The organism is Cellulomonas sp. Marseille-Q8402 (genome assembly GCF_965119525.1).
Genome location: NZ_CBCPLX010000002.1, coordinates 1,336,459 through 1,351,976 on the forward strand (window position 1 = coordinate 1,336,459; position 15,518 = coordinate 1,351,976).

Below are 15,518 nucleotides of genomic sequence, written 5' to 3' on the forward strand. Positions count from 1 at the left end.
CCGTGGCGGCGGGTGAGACGCGTATCGTCTGCGCGTGCCCCGCTCCGCCCGCACCGGACCCGTCCTCGCGCTCGTGGGAGCCACCCTGTTCTGGGCGGGCAACTACGTGCTCGGCGCGGTGGCGGTGCGGGAGATGAGCCCGGTGAGCCTGACGGCGCTGCGCTGGGCGCTCGCGGCGGTCCCGCTGCTGGTCATCGCCCAGGTCGTGGAGCGGCCGGACTGGCGCGCGGTGCTGCGGACGTGGCCGCGCCAGGTGGTCCTGTCGCTGCTCGGCATGGTGGGGTACGCGCTGTTCGTCTACACGGCGCTGCAGCACACGTCGTCCGTGAACGCGTCCCTGGTCAACGCGCTCAACCCGGCGCTGATCGCGCTGCTCGGCGCGGCCGTCGTGCGGCGCGCGCCGTCCCGGCGGGCCGTGCTGGGGATGGTCGTCGGCCTGGTGGGCGTGCTGGTCGTCATCACGGGGGGCCGGCTCACCGGGCTCACGTCGCTCGAGCTGAACGTCGGCGACCTGCTGATGGTCGGGGCGATCGTCGTGTGGAGCGTCTACACGATCGGCGGCCGGACCCTCGCGGGCGTCCCGCCGATCGCGTCGACCGCGGTGCAGGCGGCGATCGCGGCCGTGGTCATGGCGCCGTTCGCCGCCGCGGGGCAGGTGCACTGGCCGAGCAGCCGGGACGCGACCGTCGCGCTGGTCGTCATCGTCGTGCTGCCGTCGGTCGGGTCGTACCTGCTGTGGAACCTGGCGCTGCGCCGGGTGCCGCCGGCCGAGGCGGGGTCGTACCTCAACCTCATCACGGTGTTCACCGTGCTGATCTCCGCCGCGACGGGGTACGCGCTCGGGGCGGCGCAGGTCGTCGGCGGCGTCCTGGTGCTCGGGGGCGTGCTCCTGGTGCGGGACCGGCCCGGTAGGGTCCCGGGGCATGCGGGTGAGACCGTTCGCGACGTGCGACCTGCCGGGGATGTACCGCGTGTGCCTGCTGACGGGCGACGCGGGGACTGACGCGACCCCGGTGTACCGGGACCCCGACCTGCTGGGCCACGTGTACGCCGCGCCCTACCCGGTGGCCGACCCGGGGCTCACGTGGGTCGTCACCGACGACGCGGGGCTGGTCGGCTACGTCGTCGGGACGGACGACTCGCAGGCGTTCGCCCGCTGGCAGGAGGCGCACTGGTGGCCGGCGCTGCGCGAGCGGTACCCGCTGCGACCGGCCCGGGGCGGGACGCGCGACCACGAGCTGCTGCACACCGTGCACCACGGCGGCGAGTACGCCGAGGCCGTCACCGACCGGTTCCCCGCGCACCTGCACATCGACCTGCTGCCGCGCGCGCAGGGCCAGGGCCTCGGCCGGCTGCTGATCACGACGCTCGCGGACGCGCTCCGGGCGCGCGGCGTCCCGGGCCTGCACCTCGGCGTCGCCGCGGAGAACACCGGCGCGATCGCGTTCTACGAGCGCGTGGGCTTCCGCACCGTCGACACGCACCCGTGGGGCCGGACGTTGGGGATGGACCTGCTGCCGGCGTGAGGCGTGTCGTCCCGGCGCTGCGTGCTGCCCGGTCGCGTACCGTGACCAGCAGCGGCGGTCCGGCCGCACGGACGAGCGCGAGGAGGCACCCGCGGTGAGCGACACCGGCTACGGCGACTTCGAGTTCGAGCGCCGGTTCTTCGTGCGCACCCCGCCGGCCGAGCTGCTGTCCGAGCCCGACCCCGTGCTCATCGTCCAGTCGTACTACCTGGCGCAGGACGGCTACGCGCTGCGCCTGCGCGTCCAGGCCTCCGGCCTGCGGCTCGCGCTCGGCGCCGACGCCGACCCGCTCGCGGTGCTCGAGGAGGTCGGCGACCGCTTCGAGTTCTGCGCCCTGACGCTGAAGGGCCCGATGAACGTCGGCACCCGGTACGAGGCGGAGCGCGAGATCGACGTCACCGTCGGCATCGAGACGATCCGCCGCGGCGGGCACCGGATCGTGAAGAACCGCTACTCCGTGTGGCTCGGCGCGGACGGCTGGGTGGTCGACGTGTTCGGCGGCGCCAACAGCCCGCTGGTCATCGCCGAGTGCGAGCGCTCCGGGCCGGTCACCGACCTGCAGATCCCCGCGTTCTGCGAGACCGAGGTCACCGACGACGCGCGGTTCTCGAACGACGGCCTGGCGCGGGCGCCGTACGCCGGCTGGTCGGGGGACTTCACCCGCGAGCTGGCCGAGCGCGGGCCGCGGTTCCTGCAGGACTTCGGCCGCAACGACGTGCAGCGCCGGGGCTGACCCGCCTCTCCCGACTCCTCGAGGACGTCCGGGGATCCTGCATGACTAGCAATCGGTTGAAGCCTCAACTATTGTTGGTCCTATGACCGTCACGCCCCCGACCTCCTCCACCCAGGACCGCCTCGCCGCCGACACCGCGATGGGCCCCGTCACGCTGCTGGTCGGCGACCTGGACGTCCAGCTGCGCTACTACCGCGACGTGATCGGCCTGGACGTCGTCGAGCGCCTCGACGAGCGCATCGAGGGCGTCGGGCGTCCCGACGTGGTGGTGCTGGGACGCGGCACCAAGGCGCTCATGGTGCTGCGGCACATGCCCGGGCTCCCGCCGACGAGCCGCGGCCAGGCCGGGCTGTTCCACACGGCGATCCTGTTCGACACCCAGGAGGCCCTGGCGGCCACGCTCGCGTCGGTGGCCTCGCGTGCGCCGCACACCTTCGTCGGCAGCGCGGACCACCTGGTGTCGGAGGCGTTCTACCTCACCGACCCGGAGGGCAACGGCGTCGAGCTGTACTGGGACCGCGCCCGTGAGCTCTGGGGCTACGACGCCGAGGGACGGGTCCAGATGGACTCGCTGCGGCTCGACCCGAACGACTTCATCCGCGGGCACCTCACCGACACGGCGCTCGCGGCACCGGCGGGCAGGCCCGTGGTCGGGCACGTGCACCTGCAGGTCGGTGACGTGGCCGGGGCGCGGGCGTTCTACGTCGACGCGCTCGGGTTCGACGTGATGGCGGAGTGGCACGGCGCGCTGTTCGTGTCCGCCGGCGGCTACCACCACCACATGGCGATGAACACCTGGAACTCCGCCGGCGCCGGCCCGCGGGCGAGCTCGCTCGGGCTCGGCGAGGTCACGCTCGTGGTGCCGGGCGCGGACGACGTCGGCGCGCTGCGCGAGCGGCTCGCGGCGCACGGCGTCGCCGTCCGCGACGACGGGGCGACGGTGACGTTCGACGACCCGTGGCGCAACGTCGTGCGCGTCCGCCCGGAGGCGTAGCGCGTCGGCGAGGTCGTCATGCGTGCCCGAGGTCGTCCCGCAGGACGGACGACCTCGTGCGGTGGTGACGACCTCGGCGGCGGTCTCGGGGCGGCGGGGTCAGCCCGTCATCGCCTCGGCGGTGTGGGCCGGGTCGACGCGCTCGGGCTCGCGCACCGGGGCGGGCGGGGTGCCGTCGCCGAACGGGCGGCCGCCGAGGGCCTCGCGGCCGTGCGGGGTGAGCCAGCCGCGCAGGTCCGGGCCGGCGGGGACGATCTGCGTCGGGTTCAGGTCCTCGTGCACCACGTAGTAGTGCCGCTTGATGTGGTCGAAGTCGACCGTGTCGCCGAACCCCGGCGTCTGGAACAGGTCGCGCGCGTACGCCCACAGCACCGGCATCTCGGTGAGCTTGGACCGGTTGCACTTGAAGTGCCCGTGGTAGACGGCGTCGAACCGGACCAGCGTGGTGAACAGCCGGATGTCGGCCTCGGTGATCGTGTCGCCGACCAGGTACCGCTGGCCGGCGAGCCGCTCGGAGAGCCAGTCGAGCCGGGAGAACAGCCGCCGGTACGCGCGCTCGTACGCCTCCTGGGAGCCGGCGAACCCGCACCGGTAGACGCCGTTGTTCACGTCGGTGAACACCTTCCGGGCCACCTGGTCGATCTCGTCGCGCAGGTGCTCCGGGTACAGGTCGGGGGCGCCCTCGCGGTGGTACGCGGTCCACTCCGTCGACAGGTCGAGCGTCAGCTGCGCGTAGTCGTTGGTGACGACCGCGCCGGTGGGGACGTCCACGACGGCCGGCACCGTGATGCCCTTCTCGTACCCCGGGAACCGCCGGAAGTACGCGTCCTGGATGCGGGGGATGCCCAGCACCGGGTCGACCCCGCCGGGGTCCAGGTCGAAGGTCCAGGACCGGGAGTCGTGCGTGGGCCCGCACACGCCCATCGACAGCACGTCCTCCAGCCCCAGCAGGCGCCGCACGATGATCGCGCGATTGGCCCACGGGCACGCCCGGGACACGACGAGCCGGTACCGGCCCGGCTCGACGGGGTAGCCGTCGCGGCCGTCGGCGGTGATGCGGGTGGTGATGTAGCTCTGGTCGCGGACGAACTCCTCGCCGGTGGTCACGTACGCGCCGGCGGTGCTGAACTCCTGCTGGGTGGGGCCCGTGGTCATCCACCGATCATCCCGCGCCGGCCGTCGCCACGCACACGCCGCCCGTGCGCGGCGGGGTCGACGGCTCCCTCGCGGCCCGTGGGTGCCGGTGCCTAGAGTGGCTGTTCCCCGTCGTCGACCCCCGGAGACCCGTGCCTGCCTCGAACCGCCCGACCCGTCCGCCCGAGCCCGGCCGTCGTGGCGTCCGGTGGCGCGCCGTGGTCGCCGCCGCGGCGGCCGCGGCGCTGCTCGCGGGGTGCACCGGCGGGTCGACCGAGGCCGACGACCCGAGCCCCGAGGGCTCCGCGACGCCGGTCGTCCTGCGGTCCGCGGTCGCGCTGCCCGACGCCGCGACCACCGTGGTGCCGGACGGCGACGCCGGGGCGACGGCGCTCGCGGTGAGCGCGGCGCTGTTCGCCGAGGCGCCCGTGGCGGTGCTGGTCGCGGACGACTCGCCCGCGCTCGTCGCGCCCGCCGCGTCGGCCGCGGTGGCGCTCGGGTCGCCCGTCCTGGTCGCGGGTGCGGACGGCCTGGACGAGGAGCTCGACCGGCTGGGCACGACGGACGTGCTGGTCGTCGGCGACGCGGCCCCGGCGTCCGGGCTGCCCGACGACGTCCGGGCGGTCGGCGTCGACGGCGCGGACGCCGACGCGTTCGCGGACCTCGGCGTGCAGGTCGGCGCCGCCACGGAGGTCGAGGCGGCGGCGCTGCTGGACGCCGTCGCGGGGCTGGCGCGGCCCGAGCCCGTGCTGCTCGCGGTCCCCGAGCCCGCGTCCGGGGCCGGAGCCGCCCCCACCGCGACTCCCACCCCGAGCGCGACCGCGACCCCGACGGACGCAGCCGCTCCCGCCGTCCTCGGTGCCGACGGCACCACCGTCGAGGCCCCCGACGTCCCCGACACGGTGGACGCGGCCGCACTGCTGGTCGACTCCGCCGTCCGGGCACCCGGCGCGGCCGTCGCGGCGGCCACGGCCCGGGCCGCCGGCGTGCCGGTGGTCGACGTCCCCGGCGCCGACCCGCGTGCCACCTCCGCGACCGTCCAGGCGCTGACCGGCGTCGAGACGGTCGTCGCCGTCGGGTCGTCGTTCGGCGACCCGGCCCGGCTCGGCCCGCGCGTCGCCACCGCGGCGACCGGGGTCACCCTGCCCGGCGGCGGCCAGCTGGTCTTCCCGGACCGGGACGCGGCGCCCGGCGTCGTCGGCAAGCGGTACGTCGCGCTCTACGGCACGCCCGGCACGCCGTCGCTCGGCGTGCTGGGGGAGCAGGACACCCCCGGCACGATCGCCCGCGCGCAGCAGACCGCCGCGCAGTACGTCCCGCTGACGGTCGACGCGGTGGTCCCGACGCTCGAGATCATCGCGACGGTCGCGTCCGCCGCTCCGGAGGCCGACGGCTCCTACTCCCGGCCCCGCAGCGTCGAGGACCTGCGGCCGCTGGTCGAGGCCGCGGGGGAGGCGGGCCAGTCGGTCGTCATCGACCTGCAGCCGGGCCGCACCGACTTCGTCACCCAGGCGCAGCAGTTCGCCGAGCTGCTCGCGTACCCGCACGTCGGCCTGGCGCTGGACCCGGAGTGGCGGCTCGCGCCCGACCAGGTGCACCTGCGGCAGATCGGCTCCGTCGGCATCGACGAGGTCAACGCGACCGCCGCGTGGCTCGCGCAGTTCACGCGGGACCGCCACCTGCCGCAGAAGATGTTCCTGCTGCACCAGTTCTCGCTGCGGATGATCACCGAGCGCGAGCGCCTCGACACCAGCCACGACGAGCTCGCCCTGATCATCCACGCCGACGGCCAGGGCTCGCAGCCCGCGAAGGCCGGCACCTGGGCGACCCTGCACCAGGGCGCGCCGCCGGTGCACTGGGGCTGGAAGAACTTCTACGACGAGGACACGCCGATGCTCGACCCGGCCCAGACCTACGCGGTGCAGCCGGTCCCGGACCTGGTCACGTACCAGTAGGTCAGGCGACGGCGGTCGCCGCGGCCTCGCTGCGGGCGTACACGCGCTGGTGCCCGGTGATCGCCGACAGCCGGAACGGCCCGCGGGTCACGTGGTCGACGTCGTGGTCGCCGCCGTCGACCGGGTTCACCGGCGCGACGATCGCGGAGTAGTCGGCGTGCGAGATGCGCAGCCGCTCGTCGAGGAGCCGGCGGTGCGCGGCGGTCCGCAGGTGCGCGCGGTAGCCGGGCTGCACGACGCCGGTGAAGAACTCGCCGACCGCGCCGGAGCCGTAGCTGAAGAACCCGATCCGCGAGCCGGCCAGGTCGTCCGTCGCGTGGTCGAGCAGCGACACGAGGCCGATGTACATCGACGCCGTGTACGAGTTCCCGATCTCGCGGTTGTACCGCAGGGTGTCGGTGATCTGCGCGTCCATGACCTCGGCGTCGCGCGGCGCGCCGGTGATCTTGGTGAGGTGCGCGTGCGCCTTGACGGCCATCTTGGTGAACGGCTGGTGGTAGACGAACGCGTCGATGTCGCCGAACGCGGCGCCACCCTGCGCCTGGAAGTCCTGCCACGCACCGGTGAGCGAGTCGGTGTACGCCCGCAGCGAGAGCCGGCCGTCGACGACGGCGGTGGTGCGGTAGTTCGGGCGCCAGAAGTCCATGACGTCGGAGGTGTGCAGGCCCGACACCGGCTCGACGGCGACCAGGCGCGGGTCCGCCGTGATGAGCATGGCGACGGCACCGCAGCCCTGGGTCGGCTCGCCGGAGGACCCGACGTCGTACCGGGCGACGTCCGAGCAGATGACCAGGACCTTCTGCTCCGGGTTGCGGGCGACGAGCGCGAGGGCCATCTGCAGTGCGGAGGTGCCGGCGTAGCAGGCCTGCTTGAGCTCGACGACGCGCGCGGCCGAGGACAGCCCGAGCAGGCGGTGCACGTAGACCCCGGCGGACTTCGACTGGTCGATGCCCGACTCGGTGGCCAGCAGCACGGTGCGGATGGCGGCGCGGTCGGCGTCGGAGAGGCCCTCGACCAGCGGCAGCGCCGCCGCGGCGGCCAGCGTCACGACGTCCTCGTCGGGCGCGCACACGCTCATGCGGTCCTGCCCGAGGCCGACCGTGTACTTGGCGACGTCCACGCCGTGCACGGGGGCGAGGTCCGCCAGGTCGAGGTACCGGTCCGCGGTCGCGAAGGCCAGGTCGTCGATGCCGAGCTGCATGTCGGGGTGGGATCCTCTCCGGCTGGACGTCGTCCGCGGGCGGTGGGCTGCGTCCGACGGGCCCCGGGGGCGGCCCGCCGTCGTCGGCGGTCACGCGAGGCCCGGACGACTGTAGCCCTGCGTGCGAGCCACCGACCAGCGAGCGTCGGGACTCTTCACCTGCTCCTCACGGAACGCACGAGGTGCCCGAGATCATCCCGTTCGTGAACATGGTCACATGAGGGACTGCGAGACGGTCGGCATCCCCGCAACGAGCCGGATCGGCGGGGGCACCGCTGCCCCGTGTGCCACCGTGACGACGTGGTCCGGCCGACGCACCACCCGGGCGGTCAGCCCGCCCCGGCGCGCGAGCGTGCCGGGCAGGGCGGCACCGTCGACCACCAGTGCGTCCGCGACCCGCTCGACCGTGTCGGGTCGCACCAGGTCGTCCGTGCGGAAGCCCTCCTCGGACCAGTCACCGAGCATCGCGCGCGCGTTGCTCAGCCACGCGCGCAGGCCGCGGACCGCGAGCTCCGCCTCGTCCACGGTCGCGTCCGGGACGGCGGACTCCACCACCAGGTCCGGGATGGAGTCGGGGGCGGTGTCGGCGCCCCACCGGGACAGCACGCCGGTCGGCTCGGCGGCCGTGCCGCTGCGCGACGCCTCGAGGCAGCGCAGCGGCCCGACGTCGGGCTGCTCCAGCGTGTACGCGAGCCACGACCAGCCGCTGGGCACGGCACCACCCCCTGGCGTCGGACGGGTCAGCCTCGCGCGGGCGCCCCGCGCTCCAGTGTGAGGTGCGCAGCCATCAGCTCGCCCGGGTTGGTCTGCGCCGCCATGAGCGAGAGCTCCCCGCACAGGACGGTCGCCGCGCACAGGACGGCGAGCCGACGGGCGTTGGCGCCGGGCTCCCGGTCCTCGCGGCAGCCGAGCCGGGCGAGGTTCTCCTCCACGAAGTCCAGGCCCTTGCCGTTGCCCACGGTGCCGACGACGAGGTTCGGCAGCGTGCAGGAGAAGTAGAGGTCGTCGTCGCGCACCTCCGCGTGCGTGAGGCCCTGGGACCCCTCGACGATGTTCGCCGCGTCCTGGCCCGTCGCCAGGTAGAACGCGAGCAGCATGTTCGCGTAGTGCGCGTTCGCCGACCGCAACCCGCCGGCCAGCATGGTGCCGATCAGGTTCTTGCGGATGTTCAGCTGCACGATCGCCTCGGGCGTCGTGTGCAGGAACCGCTCGACCAGGCGGCGGGGCAGCACGATCTCCGTGACGACGTTCTTGCCCCGGCCGAGGATGCCGTTGACCGCGGTGGCCTTCTTGTCGGAGCAGTAGTTGCCCGAGATCGACCCGTAGCGCAGCCCGGGGACCGTCGCCAGGACGTGGTCCATCAGCTTCTCGGACGCGTTGGTCACCATGTTGTGGCCCGAGGCGTCGCCGGTCGACAGCTCGAACCGCACGAACAGCAGGTTCCCGGCGATCTGGAAGTGCAGGTCCAGCAGCCGCGCGAACCGGCTGCTCGTGGCGACGACCGCCTCGAGCTCGGCCCGGTGGGTCGTCAGGTACTGCACGGCGGCCAGCGCCACGCCGGCGTCGTCCGCCTCGAGCAGCACCGACCGGGACATCCGCTCGTCGACCAGCGTGGCCCGGATGCCGCCCTCGACCATCGTCGACAGCCGGGCGCCGCGGCGCACCGACGGCCACAGCGGCGACTCGTACGTCGCCAGGGGGACCTCGGTCTCGCCCGTCATGACGTTGCCGCTCACCCGGACGGGGCCCACCCAGCGCAGGGGGACGGGCGCGGACCCCTCGGTGGCGGGCGCTGTGGCGGCGGGCATCGGGACCTCCGGGGGAGTGCGGGTGCGGGGCGGAGCGACCGTCAGCGTAGACGCCGGACCGCGCGCCGGTCGGCGCGGACGTAGCGTGCTGCCATGACGCGACCTCTCCGCATCGGAGTCCAGCTCCAGCCCCAGCACGCCGAGTACGCCCAGATCCGCGACGCGGTCCGCCGCGCCGAGGACCTCGGCGTCGACGTGATCTTCAACTGGGACCACTTCTTCCCGCTCTACGGCGACCCGGACGGCAAGCACTTCGAGTGCTGGACGATGCTCGGCGCCTGGGCGGAGCAGACCAGCCGCGTGGAGATCGGCGCGCTGGTCACCTGCAACTCGTACCGGAACCCCGAGCTGCTGGCCGACATGGCCCGCACGGTCGACCACATCAGCGGCGGCCGGCTGATCCTCGGCATCGGCGCGGGCTGGTTCGAGAAGGACTACGACCAGCTCGGCTACGAGTTCGGCACCGCCGGCTCGCGCATCGCGGAGCTCGCCGACGCCTTGCCGCGGATCAAGAAGCGCCTGGCTGCCGGCAACCCGGCGCCGACGCGCGACATCCCGATCCTCATCGGCGGCGGTGGCGAGAAGAAGACGCTGCGCGTCGTCGCCGAGCACGCGGACGCCTGGCACTCGTTCGGCGACCTGGACACGCTGACCCGCAAGAGCGCGATCCTCGACGAGCACGGCACGGCCGTCGGCCGGGACACCGCCACCCTCGTCGAGCGCAGCGTCGGGGTCTCTGCCGCGCCGGAGGAGGTCGCCGCCCCGCTCGTCGACGCGGGCGTGACCCTGTTCACCGTCGGGGTCGGCGGCCCGGACTACGACCTCTCCCTCGTCGAGAAGTGGACCGCCTGGCGCGACGCCCAGGGCTGACCCGTCCGGCGCCCCGGCGACCCGGACCCCGCGGGGCCGGGCGCCGCGGCCGGGCCCTACCCTGGTCGCGTGAGCGAGACGAGCGATCTGACGTCCGTCGCCCAGGACTACCTCAAGGTCATCTGGACGGCACGCGAGTGGTCGACGGCGCCCGTCACCACCAAGATGCTCGCCGAGCGGCTGGGCGTCGGTCCCTCGACGGTGTCGGAGACGGTGCGCCGGCTCGCGGACCAGGGTCTGGTCGAGCACGCCCCGTACGCCGCGATCACCCTGACCGACGAGGGCGTCCGGCACGCGGTCCAGGTCGTCCGCCGGCACCGGCTGATGGAGACGTTCCTGGTCAGCGAGCTCGGCTACGCCTGGGACGAGGTGCACGACGAGGCCGAGGTCCTCGAGCACGCGGTCTCCGACCTCATGGTCGAGCGGATCGACGCCCGCCTCGGCCACCCGACCCGCGACCCGCACGGCGACCCCATCCCGGCGCCGGACGGCACGGTGCCGACGCCGGCCGCCGACATGCTGTGGGAGCTCGCCGCGGGCTCCGGCCGGGTCGCCCGCATCTCCGACGCCGACCCCGGGCTGCTGCGGTACCTGGCCTCGGTCGGCGTGGTGCTCGACGCGCGGGTCGACGTGGTCGAGCGGCGGGACTTCGCGGGGATGACGGCGGTCCGCGTCCGGCCGCCGGACGGTGAGGGCCCCGACGCCGAACCCCGCGCCGTGGAGCTGGGCGAGGTCGCCGCCCGCGCGATCTGGGTGCTGCTCGACGCCCGCTGACCGCCCCCGACCGACCGGTTAGGGTTGGCCGGACCGGAGTTGCGCCGTCGCTGCCACCGGGACGGGCTGCCGCACCCGTCGGCCGCGCCCGCGCGCGCCCGGGGTGCGTGCCGCGCTAGGGACGACGACGCGGGAGCGCACTCTTGGACACCAGCACGCAGGGCCGTACGCCCGAGGTCGGCACCGACGTCGTGCTCGACCCGCACCTGGTCCGGCGCCGGGCGCGCCTGCCGCTCCTGGCGCTGGCACTCGGCGGGTTCAGCATCGGCACCACCGAGTTCGCGACGATGGGGCTGCTGCCGCTGATCGCGGAGGACCTGGACGCGACCATCCCCGAGGCGGGGCACGCGATCACCGCGTACGCGCTCGGCGTGGTCGTCGGCGCACCGCTGCTCACGACCCTCGCCGCGCGGATGGACCGCCGCAGGCTGCTCCTGCTGCTCATGGCCGCGTTCACGGTCGGCAACGTGCTGTCGGCGCTGGCGCCGTCGCTCGGCTGGCTGGTCGCCGCACGGTTCGTCGCGGGCCTGCCGCACGGGGCGTTCTTCGGCGTCGGCGCGGTGATGGGCGCGCACGTCGCGGGTCCGGGTCGCCGCGGGCAGGCCGTGGCGACGATGATGGCGGGCCTGACCATCGCAAACGTGGTCGGCGTGCCGCTGTCGACGGTGCTCGGCCAGGTGTTCGGCTGGCGGGTGGCCTTCGTCGCCGTGGGCGTGCTGGGCGCGCTCACGCTGCTGACGCTGTTCCGGTTCCTGCCCCGGCTGCCCGTGCGGGACGGTGCGACCGTCCGGGCGGAGCTCGGCGCGCTGCGCAACGGGCGGCTCTGGGCCGCCTGCGCGGCCGGCTCGATCGGGTTCGGCGGCATGTTCGCGGTCTACTCGTACGTCTCCCCGCTGCTGACCGAGGTCACCGGGCTGGCCGAGGCGACGGTGCCGATCGTGCTCGCGCTGTTCGGCGTCGGGATGACCGCCGGCACGCTGCTGGGTGGCCGGCTCACCGACCGCTCGGTGGCCCGCACCGTGCTGCTGGGCTTCGCGACGACCATCGTCGCGCTGGTCCTCGTCGCGGTGCTCGCGCAGTGGGTGGTGCCGGGCGTGCTGGCGATCGTGCTGCTCGGCGTGACGACCCAGGTGCTCGGGCTCGCCCTGCAGGCCTGGCTGATGGACCTGTCGCCGGACGCGCCGTCGCTGGGCGCCGCGCTGTGCCACTCCGCGCTCAACGCCGGCAACGCCGCGGGGGCGTGGGTCGGCGGCCTCGTGATCGCGGGCGGGCTCGGCTACGTCGCCCCGGCGTGGGTCGGCGCCGGGCTGACCGTGGCCGGCCTGGTCATCTCCGCGGTCATGCTGGGCGGCGCGTCCCGGCGGCGCACCGCCTGACGTCAGGGTTCGCCGGGCGCTGCACCGGATCGCCGGCGGATTCTCGCGTCGCCGGCGGGGACATCGGCTGGGGACGGCGGAATCGGCCGGCGACCCGGCGACCCGGCGACCCGGCGACCCGGCGACCCGGCGACCGCGTGGCGCGTCTTGGGCGCGTCCGGGCAGGGTGCCGGGCCTCGATAGACTCCCGGGGTGACGTCGCCCGCCCCCACCCATCCCGAGTCCCCCTCCTCGTCCGCCGGCCAGGACGTGCCGTTCCGGTACACGGCCGAGGCTCGCCCGCGAGATCGAGCTGAAGTGGCAGGACGAGTGGGTCGAGCGCGGCACCTTCTTCGCCGCGAACCCCTCCGGCCCGCTGACGGACGGCGACGGCGCGACGGCGCGCGAGGGCGCCCGGCCGTTCTTCGTGATGGACATGTTCCCGTACCCCTCGGGCGCGGGGCTGCACGTCGGCCACCCGCTGGGCTACATCGCGACCGACGTCGTCGCGCGGTACCGCCGGATGCAGGGCGACAACGTGCTGCACGCGCTCGGGTACGACGCGTTCGGGCTGCCGGCCGAGCAGTTCGCCGTGCAGACCGGTGCGCACCCGCGCACCACCACCGAGGCGAACATCGAGATCATGGCGCGCCAGCTGCGCCGCCTGGGCGTCGCGCACGACCCGCGCCGGACCTTCGCGACGATCGACCCGGACTACGTCCGCTGGACGCAGTGGATCTTCCTGCAGATCTTCGAGTCCTGGTACGACGAGGACGCCGTGCGCCCCGACGGCGGCCGCGGTGCCGCCCGCCCGGTGTCCACCCTGGTGGAGGCCTACGCGTCGGGCGCCCGTCCGCTGCCCGGGGGCGTCGACGGCGTCGACGAGGACGCCACGTGGGCCGACCTGGACGAGGTGCAGCGACGCCGGGTCGTCGACGCGCAGCGGCTGGCCTACGTGTCCGAGACGCCGGTCAACTGGTGCCCCGGCCTCGGCACGGTCCTCGCCAACGAGGAGGTCACCTCCGACGGCCGGTCCGAGCGCGGCAACTTCCCGGTGTTCCAGCGCACGCTGCGGCAGTGGAACATGCGGATCACCGCCTACGCCGACCGCCTGGCGGACGACCTCTCCCTCATCGACTGGCCCGAGAAGGTCACGGCGATGCAGCGGAACTGGATCGGCCGGTCCGAGGGCGCGCACGTCGACTTCGAGGTCACCGACGCCGACGAGCCGCTGACCGTCTTCACCACCCGCCCCGACACGCTGTTCGGCGCGACGTACGTCGTCCTGGCGCCGGAGCACCCGCTGGTCGACGCCGTCGTCGCGGGCGGCGACGGAGCCTGGGCGGAGGACGTGCCCGAGTCCTGGCGCGGCGGCGCGGCCACCCCGGCCGAGGCCGTCGCGGCGTACCGGCGCGAGGCCGCTGCCAAGACTGCCGTCGAGCGCCAGGCCGACGCCGGCCGCAAGACCGGCGTGTTCACCGGCGGCTACGCGCTGAACCCGGTCAACGGCGCCTCGCTGCCCGTGTTCATCGCCGACTACGTGCTCATGGGCTACGGCACCGGCGCGATCATGGCCGTGCCCGGCGGCGACGCCCGGGACTTGGCGTTCGCGGAGGCGTTCGGACTGCCTGTCGTGCACACCGTGCAGGCGCCCGAGGGCCACGAGGGCGCGTGGACCGGCGAGGGCGCCATCATCAACTCCGCCAACGACGAGATCAGCCTGGACGGGCTGTCCGTGGCGGACGCCAAGACGCGGATCATCGACTGGCTCGCCGAGCGCGGCGCCGGCCGGCGGACGACGACCTACCGGCTGCGGGACTGGCTGTTCAGCCGCCAGCGCTACTGGGGCGAGCCGTTCCCGATCGTCTACGACGAGCACGACCTCCCGATCGCGGTCCCCGAGTCCGCGCTGCCGGTGGACCTGCCGGACGTCCCGGACTACGCACCTCGCACCTTCGACCCGGAGGACGCCAACTCCTCGCCGGAGGCGCCGCTGAGCCGCAACGACGACTGGGTGAACGTCACGCTGGACCTCGGCGACGGCCCGCGCACCTACCGCCGCGACACCAACACGATGCCCAACTGGGCCGGTTCGTGCTGGTACTACCTGCACTACCTGGACCCCTCGCACGCGACCGGCCAGGTGGTCGACCCCGCGCTCGAGCAGTACTGGATGGGCCCGGGCCACAACCCGACGGACACCCACGGCGCCGGCGGCGTCGACCTCTACGTGGGCGGTGTCGAGCACGCCGTGCTGCACCTGCTCTACGCGCGGTTCTGGCACAAGGCGCTGTACGACCTGGGCCACGTGTCGAGCCGCGAACCGTTCTACAAGCTCTTCAACCAGGGCTACATCCAGGCGTACGCCTACACCGACGCCCGCGGCGTCTACGTGCCCGCGGCGGAGGTCGTCGAGGACGAGTCCGTCGCGTCCGGCTTCACCTGGAACGGCGACGAGGTCTTCCGCGAGTACGGCAAGATCGGCAAGTCGCTGAAGAACGCCGTGTCGCCCGACGAGATGTACGCGGAGTACGGCGCCGACACCCTGCGCGTCTACGAGATGTCGATGGGCCCGCTCGACCTGTCGCGACCGTGGGAGACCCGCGCGGTCGTGGGCGCGCAGCGGTTCCTGCAGCGCGTCTGGCGGAACATCGTCTCGGAGGAGACGGGCGAGCTCACCGTGGTCGACGCGGAGCCGTCGGTCGAGACGCTGCGCGTCCTGCACCGCACGATCGCCGAGGTCGGCGAGGACATGCAGGGGATGCGCGTCAACACCGCCATCGCCAAGCTCATCGTCCTGAACAACCACCTCACGTCGCTGCCCGCGGTGCCGCGCACGGTCGCGGAGCAGCTGGTGCTCATGACCGCGCCGGTCGCGCCGCACCTGGCCGAGGAGCTCTGGGCCCGGCTCGGCCACGAGCGGTCGCTCGGGCACGAGCCGTTCCCGGTCGTCGACCCGCAGTACCTGGTGGAGGACACCGTCACCTGCGTGTTCCAGGTCCAGGGCAAGGTCCGCGGCCGCGCCGAGGTGCCCGCCGACGCCGACGACGCGACGCTGCGGGAGCTGGCGCTGGCCGACGCCGGCGTGCAGCGGGCGATGGCCGGGCGCGACGTGCGCACCGTGATCGTGCGGGCGCCGAAGCTCGTCAACGTCGTGCCGGTCTGACC

The 15,518-nt window shown here is 74.2% G+C and carries 12 protein-coding genes and 1 pseudogene; 9 read left to right on the top strand and 4 right to left on the bottom strand.

The genetic code is table 11. From position 1 onward, the window contains the following. Positions 1 to 34 precede the first annotated feature (34 nt). The 4 genes from ACWPWW_RS17100 to ACWPWW_RS17115 all read left to right on the top strand — a co-directional run bounded on the left by ACWPWW_RS17100 (position 35) and on the right by ACWPWW_RS17115 (position 3,253). A complete protein-coding gene (locus tag ACWPWW_RS17100) occupies positions 35 to 1,003 on the top strand; it encodes a DMT family transporter (RefSeq protein WP_454051528.1) in 969 nt (322 codons plus the stop codon). Next, a complete protein-coding gene (locus tag ACWPWW_RS17105; RefSeq protein WP_454051856.1) occupies positions 963 to 1,526 on the top strand; it encodes a GNAT family N-acetyltransferase in 564 nt (187 codons plus the stop codon). The genes ACWPWW_RS17100 and ACWPWW_RS17105 overlap by 41 nt, the downstream gene beginning before the upstream one ends. A gap of 94 nt (positions 1,527 to 1,620) precedes the next feature. Further along, positions 1,621 to 2,259 carry a hypothetical protein gene (locus ACWPWW_RS17110; protein ID WP_454051529.1) on the top strand — a complete coding sequence of 213 codons (639 nt, stop codon included), beginning with the start codon at positions 1,621 to 1,623 and terminating at the stop codon, positions 2,257 to 2,259. An 82-nt stretch (positions 2,260 to 2,341) separates the two neighbouring features. Continuing rightward, positions 2,342 to 3,253: a VOC family protein gene (locus ACWPWW_RS17115; RefSeq protein ID WP_454051530.1), complete on the top strand. Its 912-nt coding sequence runs from the start codon at positions 2,342 to 2,344 to the stop codon at positions 3,251 to 3,253. Positions 3,254 to 3,352: 99 nt separating this feature from the next. Here ACWPWW_RS17115 and ACWPWW_RS17120 read toward each other — a convergent pair whose 3' ends face one another. Then, on the bottom strand, positions 3,353 to 4,408 hold the full coding sequence (locus ACWPWW_RS17120; RefSeq protein ID WP_454051531.1) for a glutathione S-transferase family protein: 1,056 nt from the start codon (positions 4,406 to 4,408) through the stop codon (positions 3,353 to 3,355). 131 nt (positions 4,409 to 4,539) lie between these two features. Between ACWPWW_RS17120 and ACWPWW_RS17125 the strand changes: the two genes are divergently transcribed. Then, positions 4,540 to 6,342, top strand: a complete 1,803-nt coding sequence (locus ACWPWW_RS17125; protein ID WP_454051532.1) for a hypothetical protein — start codon at positions 4,540 to 4,542, stop codon at positions 6,340 to 6,342. Position 6,343: 1 nt separating this feature from the next. Here ACWPWW_RS17125 and ACWPWW_RS17130 read toward each other — a convergent pair whose 3' ends face one another. The 3 genes from ACWPWW_RS17130 to ACWPWW_RS17140 all read right to left on the bottom strand — a co-directional run bounded on the left by ACWPWW_RS17130 (position 6,344) and on the right by ACWPWW_RS17140 (position 9,351). Further along, positions 6,344 to 7,543 carry a hydroxymethylglutaryl-CoA synthase gene (locus ACWPWW_RS17130; RefSeq protein ID WP_454051533.1) on the bottom strand — a complete coding sequence of 400 codons (1,200 nt, stop codon included), beginning with the start codon at positions 7,541 to 7,543 and terminating at the stop codon, positions 6,344 to 6,346. A 213-nt stretch (positions 7,544 to 7,756) separates the two neighbouring features. Further along, a complete protein-coding gene (locus ACWPWW_RS17135) occupies positions 7,757 to 8,257 on the bottom strand; it encodes a hypothetical protein (protein ID WP_454051534.1) in 501 nt (166 codons plus the stop codon). Between the two features lie 26 nt (positions 8,258 to 8,283). Then, the gene (locus ACWPWW_RS17140) at positions 8,284 to 9,351 is read right to left on the bottom strand and encodes a hydroxymethylglutaryl-CoA reductase (protein ID WP_454051535.1); all 1,068 of its coding nucleotides are present in this window, start codon (positions 9,349 to 9,351) and stop codon (positions 8,284 to 8,286) included. Positions 9,352 to 9,444: 93 nt separating this feature from the next. On the opposite strand from ACWPWW_RS17140, the gene ACWPWW_RS17145 reads away from it, so the two are divergent. The 4 genes and pseudogenes from ACWPWW_RS17145 to leuS all read left to right on the top strand — a co-directional run bounded on the left by ACWPWW_RS17145 (position 9,445) and on the right by leuS (position 15,516). Continuing rightward, positions 9,445 to 10,221: an LLM class F420-dependent oxidoreductase gene (locus ACWPWW_RS17145; RefSeq protein WP_454051536.1), complete on the top strand. Its 777-nt coding sequence runs from the start codon at positions 9,445 to 9,447 to the stop codon at positions 10,219 to 10,221. Between the two features lie 69 nt (positions 10,222 to 10,290). Beyond that, entirely contained in the window at positions 10,291 to 10,995 is a 705-nt protein-coding gene (locus ACWPWW_RS17150; protein WP_454051537.1) for a metal-dependent transcriptional regulator, read from the top strand. A 143-nt stretch (positions 10,996 to 11,138) separates the two neighbouring features. Next, positions 11,139 to 12,371, top strand: coding sequence for an MFS transporter (locus ACWPWW_RS17155; protein ID WP_454051538.1), 1,233 nt, complete (start codon positions 11,139 to 11,141; stop codon positions 12,369 to 12,371). Between the two features lie 192 nt (positions 12,372 to 12,563). Next, positions 12,564 to 15,516, top strand: a pseudogene (gene leuS, locus ACWPWW_RS17160) (leucine--tRNA ligase). The last annotated feature ends 2 nt before the right edge of the window (positions 15,517 to 15,518 follow it).